This window comes from Kangiella koreensis DSM 16069, assembly GCF_000024085.1.
GTDB classification, from domain to species: Bacteria; Pseudomonadota; Gammaproteobacteria; order Enterobacterales; family Kangiellaceae; genus Kangiella; species Kangiella koreensis.
The window spans coordinates 222,631-235,116 of record NC_013166.1; the positions used below are offsets into that span (position 1 = coordinate 222,631).

The 12,486-nt window shown below is 43.0% G+C and carries 12 protein-coding genes; 7 read left to right on the forward strand and 5 right to left on the reverse strand.

The genetic code is table 11. From position 1 onward, the window contains the following. Nucleotides 1-23: 23 nt before the first annotated feature. On the forward strand, nucleotides 24-1,058 hold the full coding sequence (locus tag KKOR_RS01070; RefSeq protein ID WP_012800154.1) for a type IV pilus twitching motility protein PilT: 1,035 nt from the start codon (nucleotides 24-26) through the stop codon (nucleotides 1,056-1,058). Between the two features lie 9 nt (nucleotides 1,059-1,067). Then, nucleotides 1,068-2,207, forward strand: a complete 1,140-nt coding sequence (locus tag KKOR_RS01075; RefSeq protein WP_012800155.1) for a PilT/PilU family type 4a pilus ATPase — start codon at nucleotides 1,068-1,070, stop codon at nucleotides 2,205-2,207. Nucleotides 2,208-2,251: 44 nt separating this feature from the next. Here the strand turns inward: KKOR_RS01075 and KKOR_RS01080 are convergent, their stop codons facing one another. The 5 genes from KKOR_RS01080 to gshB all read right to left on the reverse strand — a co-directional run bounded on the left by KKOR_RS01080 (nucleotide 2,252) and on the right by gshB (nucleotide 7,599). Continuing rightward, entirely contained in the window at nucleotides 2,252-4,513 is a 2,262-nt protein-coding gene (locus tag KKOR_RS01080; protein ID WP_012800156.1) for an EAL domain-containing protein, read from the reverse strand. Nucleotides 4,514-4,626: 113 nt separating this feature from the next. Next, nucleotides 4,627-5,064 (reverse strand): Holliday junction resolvase RuvX, encoded by a 438-nt coding sequence (gene ruvX / locus KKOR_RS01085; protein ID WP_012800157.1) that lies wholly within the window; start codon nucleotides 5,062-5,064, stop codon nucleotides 4,627-4,629. Then, nucleotides 5,064-5,627 (reverse strand): YqgE/AlgH family protein, encoded by a 564-nt coding sequence (locus KKOR_RS01090; protein WP_012800158.1) that lies wholly within the window; start codon nucleotides 5,625-5,627, stop codon nucleotides 5,064-5,066. The genes ruvX and KKOR_RS01090 overlap by 1 nt, the downstream gene beginning before the upstream one ends. 48 nt (nucleotides 5,628-5,675) lie before the next feature. Continuing rightward, nucleotides 5,676-6,599, reverse strand: coding sequence for an energy transducer TonB (locus KKOR_RS01095; RefSeq protein ID WP_143715028.1), 924 nt, complete (start codon nucleotides 6,597-6,599; stop codon nucleotides 5,676-5,678). 49 nt (nucleotides 6,600-6,648) lie between these two features. Beyond that, nucleotides 6,649-7,599: a glutathione synthase gene (gene gshB / locus KKOR_RS01100; protein WP_012800160.1), complete on the reverse strand. Its 951-nt coding sequence runs from the start codon at nucleotides 7,597-7,599 to the stop codon at nucleotides 6,649-6,651. Between the two features lie 239 nt (nucleotides 7,600-7,838). Between gshB and pilG the strand changes: the two genes are divergently transcribed. The 5 genes from pilG to KKOR_RS01125 are packed head-to-tail and all read left to right on the forward strand — an operon-like array spanning nucleotide 7,839 to nucleotide 12,473. After that, nucleotides 7,839-8,237, forward strand: coding sequence for a twitching motility response regulator PilG (gene pilG, locus KKOR_RS01105; protein ID WP_012800161.1), 399 nt, complete (start codon nucleotides 7,839-7,841; stop codon nucleotides 8,235-8,237). Nucleotides 8,238-8,273: 36 nt separating this feature from the next. After that, a complete protein-coding gene (locus KKOR_RS01110; protein WP_012800162.1) occupies nucleotides 8,274-8,639 on the forward strand; it encodes a response regulator transcription factor in 366 nt (121 codons plus the stop codon). A gap of 6 nt (nucleotides 8,640-8,645) precedes the next feature. Next, complete coding sequence (locus KKOR_RS01115) at nucleotides 8,646-9,194, forward strand: chemotaxis protein CheW (protein WP_012800163.1); 549 nt, start codon at nucleotides 8,646-8,648, stop codon at nucleotides 9,192-9,194. A 43-nt stretch (nucleotides 9,195-9,237) separates the two neighbouring features. Beyond that, a complete protein-coding gene (locus KKOR_RS01120) occupies nucleotides 9,238-11,583 on the forward strand; it encodes a methyl-accepting chemotaxis protein (protein WP_012800164.1) in 2,346 nt (781 codons plus the stop codon). Nucleotides 11,584-11,597: 14 nt separating this feature from the next. Beyond that, entirely contained in the window at nucleotides 11,598-12,473 is an 876-nt protein-coding gene (locus KKOR_RS01125) for a CheR family methyltransferase (protein ID WP_012800165.1), read from the forward strand. Nucleotides 12,474-12,486: the final 13 nt, after the last annotated feature.

Consider the following 12,486-nt stretch of genomic DNA (forward strand, 5'->3'; position numbering starts at 1 on the left):
TTATCAGGTGTGGGGTCTAACATATGGATATTACAGAGCTTTTAGCTTTCAGTGTAAAGAATAATGCATCGGATTTGCATATTTCCGCGGGTATGCCGCCTCTTATTCGTGTCGATGGTGACATTCGTCGTATCAATGTACCGCCATTTGAAGACAAGGAAGTGCACACGTTAATCTACGATATCATGAATGATAAGCAGCGAAAGGATTATGAAGAATTCCTTGAGGCCGACTTCTCGTTTGAATTAAAAGATTTGGCACGTTTCCGTGTGAATGCCTTTGTACAAAATCGTGGCCGTGCCGCCGTTTTTCGTACAATTCCTTCTCGCGTCTTAACTTTAGAAGAGTTAAATGCGCCAAAAATTTTCCAGGATATCTCATTAGAGCCACGCGGACTGGTTTTGGTTACGGGACCAACGGGCTCCGGTAAATCAACAACGCTGGCCGGTATGATCGATTATGTGAATGAAAATAAGCATGATCACATTCTAACCATTGAGGACCCCATCGAGTTCGTACACGAAAGTAAGAAATGTCTGGTTAACCAGCGTGAGGTTCATCGTGATACGCACAGCTTCTCTAACGCATTGCGTTCAGCGCTTCGTGAAGATCCCGATATTATTCTGGTCGGTGAGATGCGTGACCTTGAAACTATTCGCTTAGCGCTAACAGCGGCAGAAACTGGTCACTTGGTATTTGGTACCCTGCATACAACCTCTGCGGCTAAAACGATTGACCGTGTGGTTGACGTATTCCCTGCAGGTGAAAAGGCGATGGTTCGCTCAATGTTATCAGAATCATTACAGGCGGTTATTGCGCAAACGCTATTGAAGAAAAATGGTGGTGGCCGTGTGGCAGCCCATGAAATCTTGGTGGGTACCCCAGCTATTCGAAACCTGATTCGTGAAGATAAGGTCGCGCAAATGTACTCTGCGATGCAGACAGGTTTGTCACTTGGTATGCAGACGCTGGATCACAGCTTAAAGCAGTTGGTCAGCAAGGGTGTTGTGTCGCGCACTGATGCTCGTGCAAAAGCTAAGAGCAAAGAAGATTTCTAGGAGACACACATGGATATTAATCCACTATTAAAAGCACTAATGGAGCACAAGGGTTCGGATTTGTTTATAACGGTCCACCGTCCCCCTTGTATTAAAATCAACGGACAGATTAAACCGGTAACTAAAAGTATGCTGACACCAGCTCAGGTTGAAGCCTTGATTCATTCTTCAATGAATGAAAAGCAAATGAAGGAGCTGGAAGAAAAGAAAGAATGTCAGTATGCGATCAGTGTCGAAAATATTGGTCGTTTCCGTGCCAGTGCCTTTTATCAACGTAACCAACCTGGTTTAGTGGTTCGCCGAATTGAAACCAAAATCCCGACCACAGAAGAGCTCAAGATTCCAAGTATATTGAACGATCTGGTCATGAAAAAGCGTGGGATCATCATTTTTGTGGGCGCAACCGGTACCGGTAAATCAACTTCCTTAGCAGCGATGATTGGATATCGTAATCGAAACTCTGCTGGCCACATTATCAGTATTGAGGACCCGATTGAGTATGTGCATCGTCATGATCAATGCATTATTACTCAGCGCGAAGTAGGGATTGATACAGAGTCGTTTGAGACGGCACTGAAAAATACTTTACGCCAGGCACCTGATGTTATTCTGATTGGTGAGGTTCGCTCTAAAGAAACTATGGCCAATGCAATCACCTTCGCTGAGACTGGTCACTTATGTTTATGTACCTTACACGCCAATAATGCAAACCAGGCGATTGACCGTATTTTGCACTTCTTCCCCAAAGAAGAACATAGTCGAGTATTAATGGATTTATCGTTAAATACTCGTGCCATTATTGCTCAGCAATTGGTTCCTACTAAAGATGGTAAAGGCCGTCGTGCAGCGATTGAGATTCTGATTAACTCACCTTTGATTTCTGATCATATTCGTAAAGGTGAAGTTCATATGTTGAAAGAGTTGATGGCTCGTTCAAGAGAGCTTGGTATGCAAACTTTTGACCAAGCATTATTTGACTTATATGTCGAAGGTGAAATCAATTATGACGATGCATTGCTGTATGCGGACTCAGCTAATGACTTGCGTCTTAAAATTAAACTGCATGAAAAAGATGCGGACTCTCTTTCCGAGGGGACAGAGGGCTTGCAGGTGGAAATGGATGAAGACCGTGGTGGTCGAATGTTTTAACCCATTCAGCAGCAATAAAAAGGCCAGCATAAAGCTGGTCTTTTTTATTGCTGAGAGTAGATTAAGTCATCGCAGGAGCCGTGGTTCCATTTTTGCGAAAAATCTTTTAATTCTTGTGCGGATAGTGGCTCACTAAATAGAAACCCCTGGATATGATAGCAACCATGTTGCTTCAGCAATTGGAGCTGAGCTTGAGTTTCGACACCTTCTGCCACTACGTCTAAATTAAACTCCCGGCCAATATCAATAATGGCTTTGCTTATCGCTAAATCTGAATAACTGTTTGGCAATGATTTTATAAAACTCCGATCGATTTTAATGGTATCGATGGGTAGATGCTTTAAATAAGATAAAGATGAGTAGCCTGTACCAAAGTCATCGATTGCAAGAGATATACCATGGTTTTTTAATTGGGTAAGGGCATTGTTGTCTTCTGGGAAAAACTCTAAAGATATGTGTTCAGTGATTTCAATCTGTAGTATTTCAGCTGGAATGCGATAGTTCTTTAGGAGCTGGAAAAACTGCTTCATGAAAACTGGATCATGAAGGTTAAGACTGGATAGATTAATAGCAAATTTAGGGGCTGGAAGCTCTGATTTAAGCCAGCTGGAGATATTTTCAAATAGGCTGTGTAACAACCAGATAGAAAACTCGCGAATCAGATGATGTTTTTCAGCCAGTTGTACAAAAACTAGTGGAGAGATAGCTCTGTTGAGTTGCTTTGAATACCAACGCGAAAAGACTTCAACGCCGGTAATAGAACTGGTTTCACAGTCAATCTGTGGCTGGAACACTAGTGAAAGTTCGTTGTTCTTGAGAGCATGATGAAATGCCTGCACTAGATTAGATTCTGTGGCCAACTGCTTAATCGAATTGCTGTGATACTGAGTGCTTTTTGCGCTGGTATTTTCTAGGGTAGACAGCGCAATATTTGCTTTATGTATTAGGTCAAAAACACCGCCATCTTCTGGATAGCAAACACTTGCCAAATTGATTGGTGTAACCACTTCCTGCTCTTGTCCATCATGGCTTATATGCAATGGATTATTTAATACTGCGGAGAGGTGCTGTAAACGGCGGTCTATGAACTGTGAGTTGGGAGTGTTTCGGAAAGGAACAAAAATCGCCAACTGATCATGAGCTATGGAGCCAACAATATAATCACGTGAGAAACTATTCTTAATCCGCTTTAGAGTTTGATGTTGAATGGAGTTGATAACATCCGGAGAGTAGCCAGACAGTAACGATGTCATTCTTTTAAATTGTATGATGACCAGCAAGCCATGGTTTAGGTTAGAAAGAGTTAACTTGTGCATTTGCTCCATGAAGGTATTTTTATTAGGCAGGTCAGTGTGGTAATCCATTTGGATTTGCCTAAGTATCGGTTTATAGATACGGCGGGTAAAAATTTTATGCAGTAAAATACTGCTTAAAGCTATTGCCATAAACAGCAACAAAATATTGGTTAAGTTGCGGTAAACAGGAGCGAATAAAGCTCGTTTATCAACTTCTGCGCTAAGCCACCAGTTGACGTGCTCGAGAGGGTACAAAACCACGATGGTATTGTCAGTTATCAACTTCGTAGTATCGGTTGCACTTAAAGCGTTTCTTAATTGGCCAGAGTCGATACTCGAAGAAAAAAAATCAGCAGGTACTTTTGGGTCGTTGGGATCTACTGGACGTAATACCACATCACCGTTACTTTTGATGAGATTAAACTGACCATTATAGCTGACTGGAGTCGATAGAATTTTTTGGTGGATATCGTTGAAGGTAACATCACCAGTTACAACACCGTAAAATTGCCCCTCCATAATAATCGGCGCAGTAAAAGCGAGATAAGTGGTTGTATAGTCATCAACACCTAAATAAGGTTCTGAGATAGTGGGAACCATCGCCTCTTTAGCATTTCGATACCAAGGGCGAAGCCTTGGGTCATAACCATCTGGAAGTGGCCAAGGGTTGGAAGTATAAAAACCATTCTCCAGGCCATAGCCTAGATATTGCAATAAACCGGTATCTGCAATTCGTTCAAAGTAAACAGGTGGAATTGATTCGTGTTTTTCTGGTGGTTTGGCGGCGATTTCATTGGCTAACCCGGTCACTACCCCAGCTCTTGATAGCATCCATTCATCTAGGGTGTTGCCAGCTATTTCAGATTGATGAGTGAGTTGTTGGAAAGCATTTTCAAGCAGTTGTTCACGTTGTGCAAAGTAGGTTAATGCAGCAAAAACGACAAAGTTAAACCACAGAAGCGTTAGAAAGCTCCAGAGCAGTTTTTTGCCATTTGACAGTTTACTCAGCATTAATTCCCTTGCTGTCTCCTTGTTGTCAGTTTAAGCAGTATTGAACAAAGCCTAGTAGCTTGCAAGTCTACATTGATTATAAGCAGGTTTTAGAAGAATTGACAAATATCAAGTTAAGAGGTCTGGTGTTGTTCAAAGAAGCTTTTCAATATGAGCTCGGCGGCATAGGCATCGATCGGATTTTGCTTCAGCTTTTTGTAGCCACCAATTTCATACAGGTAATCTTTTACTTCGGCCGAACTTAGACGCTCATCATGTAGGTGTGTGGGAAGACCAAAGCGGCCATGCAATCTATTGGCAAATTTGCGTGCTTTTTGTGTAAGTTCCTGCTCACTATCATCCATATTGAGTGGCAGTCCAACGACAAAGGCTTCTACGTTCCATTCCCTGATCAGGTTTTCGATAAGCTTCCAATCGGGCTGGTCATTGGTTACAGCGAGAACAGTAAGTGCCTGACTCGACATCTGGGTTCGAACACCGGTCGCAACCCCCAGTCGTTTTTCGCCAAAGTCAAAGCAAAGATAACGCTGAGCAGTGGTTAAGGTTGTCATCAGGCGTGACCTTCCTGATCAGCTATTTGGGTCCAGTCTATACCTAGCAGCTTAGTCGCTTTTAACCAGCGTTCTTCGGGACGAGTTTTAAAAATGATCTCTTTATCAGCTGGAGCAAATAACCAGGAATTTTCTTCCATTTCTTTTTCAAGCTGGCCTTCCTCCCAGCCAGCATAACCCAAAGCAATAACCACATCCTCTGGACCTTGCTGGGTCGCAATAGCCTGCAAAATATCTTCTGAAGTAGAAAGGGCAATTTCATCACTGATAGTTAATGAGGATTCCCAGCTACCGATCGGACTATGCAAAATAAAGCCTCGCTCGCGATCTACAGGGCCACCAGCCAGTAGCAAGCGCTCGTCACTTTGATCGCTGCTGGTGTCAATATTCAGGTGCTTAAATAATTCATCATAAGTCGCTTCTAGTGGCAAACTTAGCACGATACCCAAAGCCCCTTGCTCATTATGCTCACAAATGTAGGTGACACTACGCGAAAAAAAAGGGTCATGCAGGCTGGGCATGGCAACTAGCAGATGATTGGCTAAAGATTGAATCGCTTCCATGTTGAAATGAACACTTAGAAAATAGGTTTGTGAATAGGATCTATTGTATCAATTTCTGGTATTTAAGCTATTGTCAGGTTGAAACTGCCAGGTTCTAACAATCTCTAAAATATCAGTGTTGTGACGAATGGATTCAGGAAGCGGTTCGAATGGCGCAGACAAGCGCACAATATCAAGTGCTGCCTGGTCCAGGATTTTTTCACCGGAGGAGCGAAGTATCATAACATCAAGCAGGCTACCGTCTTTATCGATACTTACTTTGAGTGTCAGGCTACCGTAGATCCCTCTTTGCTTTGCCTGTTCGGGGTAATGCAAATTACCGACTTGCTCAACTTTTTTTCGCCATAACTCCAAGTATTGTGCATCAGCTGGGGACTCATAAATAGCTGCCGAAATTTGACGCTTCTTAAGGCCACGAGTTTGCAGTTGGTTAGCAACATCCTGTTCCAGATTGTATTGTTCAAGTAGTTCCGGTGGTGGCGTGATTTCGGTAGGTTTGTCGACCTGGTCGGGAGTGTTCTGCTTGTTGTTATGGGTTTCAACAGGCTGTTCTACAGTTTGCTGTGAGTCATCAGTAGTAACCAGTTGTAGCGCTTCCTGGGATTGATGTTGCTCAGGTATCAGTTCTAAAGAAGGCATATCGGTTTGACCTTCAATATTTTTAAAGTGTTCAAGTTTTGTGGTTGCCCGCTCTGCTGTTTCTGACTCGCCAGCCCCTTGCTGGTTGGTTTGGCCCACGAAATCAGCTTTGTCGGGAGGGTCAATACTTTCACGCTGAGCCAAGGTTACATCCAATGCAATAGGAATTTGGCTTGGTTCAGTTTGCGGCAATACAAAACGAACTCCAAGGAAAAGGAGTAGGTGGAAACAAATGGCCAGAAATAGGGTGAACTTCAAACGATCACCGTCTTTTACCGGCGATTGATTGAGTTTTACCAGTTCTTTCTGAGGCGGCTGCATAACCTGGCTCATAAGCTCTTATTCATAGGTTGCTGTTAATAGTAAAGGGTTAGAAATATTCTTATTGTGTTATTTGTTGCTCAAGACCTTGGAAAAGCTTGGCAGCGATATTAATACCATATTCTTTGTCTAATTCTCGCATACAAGTTGGGCTGGTAACGTTTATTTCGGTCACAAAGTCACCAATCACATCCAGTCCTACGAAGTATAAGCCACGCTTAACCAGCTCGGGGGCGATGGTCTCGGCAAGTTGTTTTTCCTTTTCACTGATAGGCATGGGTACGCCGCTACCACCGGCCGCAAGGTTGCCACGAGTTTCACCTTTTTGAGGAATGCGCGCTAATACATAAGGAATAACTTCACCATTAACGATTAGAATGCGTTTATCTCCCTGCGTAATTTCAGGGATAAAGCGCTGAGCCATAACCAGATGCTTTCCGCCCTCAGTCAAGGTCTCAATGATGACCGAAGTATTGGGATCATCTTGCTTTACGCGAAAGATAGAGGCGCCACCCATACCATCCAATGGCTTCAAAATGGTATCTTGCTGCTCAATGACGAACTGTTTTAGAAGTCGTGCATTGGCGGAAACCAAAGTGGCTGGTGTTAGCTTGGGAAACCAAGCGGTAAACAGTTTTTCATTACAGTCTCTAAGGCTTCTGGGATTGTTGACCACCAAAGTTCCTTGGTTTTGAGCCAGTTCCAATAAGTAGGTGCTATAAATATAATTCATGTCAAATGGTGGGTCTTTACGCATAAAAACTGACCCAAATTGATGTAAGGGAACCTGCTCCGGGGCTTGTAATGCAAACCATTGCTTGGGATCGTTGAAGACTTTGAGTGACTGGCAGGCGGCTCTAACTTCACCTTGCTCCAGGTAAAGATCCTGCTGCTGACAATAGTACAAATCCCAGCCACGACGTTGCGCTTCTAGCAGCAACCCGAAACTGGTATCTTTAACGATATTAACCTGGTCGATGGGGTCCATGACCATTAATAGAGAATATGACATAAAAGAAAAAGCATGTGGTTTAATAATAAGTTATCATGAAGCATTAACCAGCAAAACCTTTATTCTTGCAAGAAAAAGGTTGCATGGATTCAGCAACAGAATTAGTCTGAAAATGTGAACTGTTTTGCGACTTCTTGACTTTTATGCTAAAAGGTAAGTAGAAATCTAAAAAAAAGTTGAAGAAAAGGCGCTAACTCTTTATTAAATAGTGAATTTTCGCTGTTCATAGGTAGCCATACATGAGTGATTTGTTCAAAGGTTTAAAAGTGATGGTGGTGGACGATAGTAAAACTATTCGTCGTACTGCTGAGACACTTTTGAAAAAACAAGGATGTGATGTTGTAACTGGTGTCGATGGGTATGACGCCCTATCCAAGATAGCCGACTACAAGCCCGATATCATTTTTATTGATATTATGATGCCTCGCCTTGACGGGTATCAAACATGTGCACTAGTTAAGAGTAACCAGAATTTTAAGAGCACCCCAATTATAATGTTATCCAGTAAAGATGGGGTGTTTGATAAGGCTAAGGGTCGAGTCGTAGGCTCTGATAACTATTTAACTAAACCATTTAGTCGTGACGAATTATTAAATGCCATATCCCAGCAGTTGCAAAACAAACCGGCTGTGGCTTGATTAAGAATTGAAGATTTTAAAGAGAGGTAATTTATAATGGCGCGTGTACTTATTGTTGATGATTCTCCAACAGAAGCACATATATTGACCGGGATGCTGGAGAAAAATGGCCACCAGGTTATTACTGCTCCAGATGGTGAGTCGGGTATAGTTTCGGCGAAAGCTAATCATCCGGATGTGATTTTGATGGATGTGGTTATGCCGGGCTTGAATGGCTTCCAGGCGACCCGTCAACTGAAAAAAGATCCTGCAACGTCTTCTATTCCAATCATTATTGTCTCCACCAAATCACAGGCCACAGACCGTGTCTGGGGTATGCGTCAAGGTGCCAATGATTATATTACAAAGCCCGTAGATGAAGCCTCTTTATTAGAGTCTGTGAATAACGTATTAGGATCATAACCTCTTATGCCTGGAACTGATGCGAGCAATATCGTCGGCATACTTGCCGACATAGCAGAACGTAGTCAGAAACATCGTGATTCGCTACCACAACATGACGTTAGTGGTGGCGCTTTCTATAGTGGGGTGAGTTTTGTGCTTAATGGCGTAAGCTACCTTGCTCCTTTGGATGAAATTTCTGAAATTATTCCCGTCCCACAGACTACTAAGGTGCCTGGCGCCAAAGTGTGGTTAAAAGGTGTAGCGAATTTGCGTGGCGTGCTTTTAGCGTTAGTTGATTTGCAGGAGTACTTAGGGCGTCCAAGTTCTAGAAATATTTTAAAACAAAGAGTTTTAGTGCTTGATCAACAAGGCTCTTACCTTGGTTTGGTTGTTGATGAAGTGCGCGGCTTGCACCATTTTGAAGAAAGTGAACAGGTCGAAGGCAGTCTTTCTGCCGATGCAGTTATTGCTCCTTATATTGTAGGGGGCTTTGAACGAAACGGGGAGTTATGGCGGGTCTTTGGGATGAAGGAGTTATCGGAAAGTCCGGAACTTCACCAGGTCGCTGTGTGAATTTTTACAACAATATGAAGTTAAGATGTCTCGGGAGCAACCTATGAGTGAGACCACAAAGAAGATGAAGAAAGCTAGCCGATCTGGTATCGGTGTTTATGCTTTTTTACTAGTCATTGTCTTGATCGCGCTGGCGGTTAATGCAGGTTATGGTTTCTTAGAAAGTCAAAACCGTATTAAGCGAACAGAGCTTGCGTCGGAAATGAAGGTATTGTCGCAGCAGATTGCAACAAATGCCTCAGAAGCAGCGCAAGGTACTCAATCAGCATTTGCTGAATTGGATGCGGCGACCAAGCAGTTCAGTGGTAATTTACGAAAACTGATCGACGGTGAGAGTGTTACTAACCTTCCTCCTGCACCAAGCAGTATTCGAGGGAATGAGCTTCGAGCTCTAGAGAATATGTGGCGTGAAGTTGAGCCACAAACTCAGTCTATCTTGGCTAACCAGGAAGTGGTAAACCGCATGTACACGAATGCGGACGACTTGGCAGAACAAATCCCAACCATGCAACGTCAATATGACAGCGTCATTGATACACTTCTTGATAATCGTGCAGATGGCGAGGAAGTACATCAGGCAACTCGTCAGAAGTGGTTGGCAGAGCGTATTTCATCTGGCATGCAGAAAGTCTTGCGTGGTGGTGAGGAAGCCGAATTAGCAGCTGAAGACTTCGGTCAAGACGTTGATACTTTCGGAGTATACCTTGAAGGCCAGTTGAATGGTGATGCTTTACTAGAGATTCGACGCGTAAACAATCCCGAGGCACGCGCGTCTCTTGAGGCAATCGTTAGTGAATTCCAAAGTGTCAGCGAAAAAGTTGATTACATTGTATTTAGTACACCAAAACTGTTTGAAGTACAAAATGCATCGGACAGCATTTATACCAATGCTGATTCGTTATTAAGAGCTACATCTAGTGTAGAAGCGGCTTTTGCTGCAATGACCACCAGCTATACTGAGCCAGGTAGTCCAATTATTTCTGGTGCATTGTTCATTCTAATCTTGTTATTACTGGTTGGTATGTATGCGAATCAGCGTAAAGCAGAGAAAGTTCGTCTCCGTGAGTCAGAAGTTTCAGCAGAACGTGAGAAAGAAGAAAATGCTCGAAACCAGGAAGCGATTATTCGACTACTGGATGAGATTGATAGCTTGGCAGATGGTGACTTGACTGTTAAAGCAACGGTAACCGAGGACTTTACAGGTGCGATTGCTGACTCATTCAACTTAACGATTGACCAGTTACGTGGTGTGGTTGGCGCGATTAACGAAGCGGTTGACCAGGTTTCAAAATCAGCTGAAGAAACGCAGCAAACATCAAGTGCGCTGGCTGAAGCCTCTCGCCAACAGGCGCAGGAAATTACCGGTGCATCAGCAGCGATTAATGAAATGGCAGTCTCAATTGAGCAAGTATCTGCTAACGCATCTGAGTCATCTCAGGTTGCGGAAAAATCGGTGGAAATTGCGAAGAAAGGTGGTGAAGTTGTACGAAATACCATCCGAGGCATGGATACGATTCGTGAGCAAATTCAGGAAACATCGAAACGTATTAAACGTCTGGGTGAGTCTTCGCAAGAGATTGGTAACATCGTATCCTTGATTAACGATATTGCTGATCAAACGAATATCCTAGCATTGAACGCGGCAATTCAGGCATCGGCAGCGGGTGAAGCCGGTCGTGGTTTCGCGGTTGTTGCGGATGAGGTTCAGCGATTAGCGGAACGTTCGTCCAATGCGACAAAACAGATTGAAGCTCTGGTTAAAACGATTCAAACAGATACTAACGAAGCGGTAATTTCAATGGAAGATACTACTTCTGAAGTTGTTCGTGGTGCTCGCTTAGCACAAGATGCGGGTGTAGCACTGGAAGAAATTGAAACGGTATCAACCAACTTGGCGGACTTGATTCAAAGTATCTCGAACGCAGCACGTCAGCAAGCTGCATCAGCTGGTCATGTATCCAATACGATGACGGTTATTCAGGAGATTACAACGCAAACTTCTGAAGGTACCCAGGAAACTGCTCGTTCGATTGGTAAATTAACAGAGTTGTCGGAAGACCTTCGTCGCTCGGTTGCAGGCTTCAAGTTGGACTCAACTAACGACGATTACTTCCGTTCGGATGATAGTATAAGCGCTGCGGACGACTCAGAAGAAAGTTTCGAGAATATGTTCGATGATGCTGATGAGATAGATGAAGAGTCATTCACTGATGATTTGGATGAATCGCTGGATAATTTAAACGAAGAGGCAAGCGAGTTGGAAGATGCAAAGGATGATTTGCAGACTTCTAATGAAGAGCTTGAAGACTTTCTTAAAGAAGCGGGTGAAAGTCTTGAGGAATTAGATGAAGATATCTTCTCTGAAGATGACTCTAAGAAAAAAGATTAATTGAGAGCGTATAGTTGAAACAAAGCTCTTTAACTCATGTACCTGATATGGAGACTGCTAGCTTTGAACGTTGGCAGTCTTTAATACGAAAATATTCGGGTATTTGGATACCAGCAAATCGGCAGCTGTTTCTTAAAACGAGTCTGCTAAAGAGAATCCGGGATCTGAATTTAAAGGGGTACGATGAGTATTACTTGAAGCTACAGGATAAAAGTTGGGCTTCAATAGAATGGTTTCAATTAATTGATGCACTGACAATTCATGAAACGAGCTTTTTTAGACATAAAGAATCGTTTGATTTAGTTCAGCATGTTTGTCAGCAGAAAATTAATCAATCAGCTAACTCAAACAGTGACTGTAATGTACAAATTTGGAGTGTCGGATGTTCCACTGGTGAAGAGCCATACAGTTTGGCAATAGCACTGGAGGAGTTAAGTCTGAACTCCTTAACGGAAAAGGGTTTACGATTCTATTATGGGATTACTGGAATAGATATCAGTTACCCCGCGCTGACTGCAGCGAGGCGTGCAATATATAGTGATAGAAAATTACACATGATGTCTCCTGATATTCAGGCATCTTATTTTAATCGTCATGACGGCAGACATTGGCGGGTTAAAGAGAGCATTCGTAATCGAGTGTTATTCTTACAAGGCAATTTGAATGATATTGCACAGTCGCCAAAGCGTAATTATGACGTCATATTTTGTCAGAACGTGCTAATTTATTTCCGCCCTGAAGATCGTATTAATATTCTAGAAGGGCTGGTTGAAAGGTTAATCCCAGGCGGTGTGTTGATTTTAGGGCTTGGAGAAATCATTAACTGGAATCATCCTGAGTTAGTAAGAATTGACGAAAAGAACTGTTTGGCATATCAGCGACAGCTATAGCTACAAAAAATGG

What these genes read in the sequence shown, in the direction of transcription:
- KKOR_RS01070 (WP_012800154.1), top strand. Translation starts at nt 24, where the DNA reads ATGGATATTACAGAGCTTTTAGCTTTCAGTGTAAAGAATAATGCATCG.
- KKOR_RS01075 (WP_012800155.1), top strand. Translation starts at nt 1,068, where the DNA reads ATGGATATTAATCCACTATTAAAAGCACTAATGGAGCACAAGGGTTCG.
- KKOR_RS01080 (WP_012800156.1), bottom strand. Translation starts at nt 4,513, where the DNA reads ATGCTGAGTAAACTGTCAAATGGCAAAAAACTGCTCTGGAGCTTTCTA.
- ruvX (WP_012800157.1), bottom strand. Translation starts at nt 5,064, where the DNA reads ATGACAACCTTAACCACTGCTCAGCGTTATCTTTGCTTTGACTTTGGC.
- KKOR_RS01090 (WP_012800158.1), bottom strand. Translation starts at nt 5,627, where the DNA reads ATGGAAGCGATTCAATCTTTAGCCAATCATCTGCTAGTTGCCATGCCC.
- KKOR_RS01095 (WP_143715028.1), bottom strand. Translation starts at nt 6,599, where the DNA reads ATGAGCCAGGTTATGCAGCCGCCTCAGAAAGAACTGGTAAAACTCAAT.
- gshB (WP_012800160.1), bottom strand. Translation starts at nt 7,599, where the DNA reads ATGTCATATTCTCTATTAATGGTCATGGACCCCATCGACCAGGTTAAT.
- pilG (WP_012800161.1), top strand. Translation starts at nt 7,839, where the DNA reads ATGAGTGATTTGTTCAAAGGTTTAAAAGTGATGGTGGTGGACGATAGT.
- KKOR_RS01110 (WP_012800162.1), top strand. Translation starts at nt 8,274, where the DNA reads ATGGCGCGTGTACTTATTGTTGATGATTCTCCAACAGAAGCACATATA.
- KKOR_RS01115 (WP_012800163.1), top strand. Translation starts at nt 8,646, where the DNA reads ATGCCTGGAACTGATGCGAGCAATATCGTCGGCATACTTGCCGACATA.
- KKOR_RS01120 (WP_012800164.1), top strand. Translation starts at nt 9,238, where the DNA reads ATGAGTGAGACCACAAAGAAGATGAAGAAAGCTAGCCGATCTGGTATC.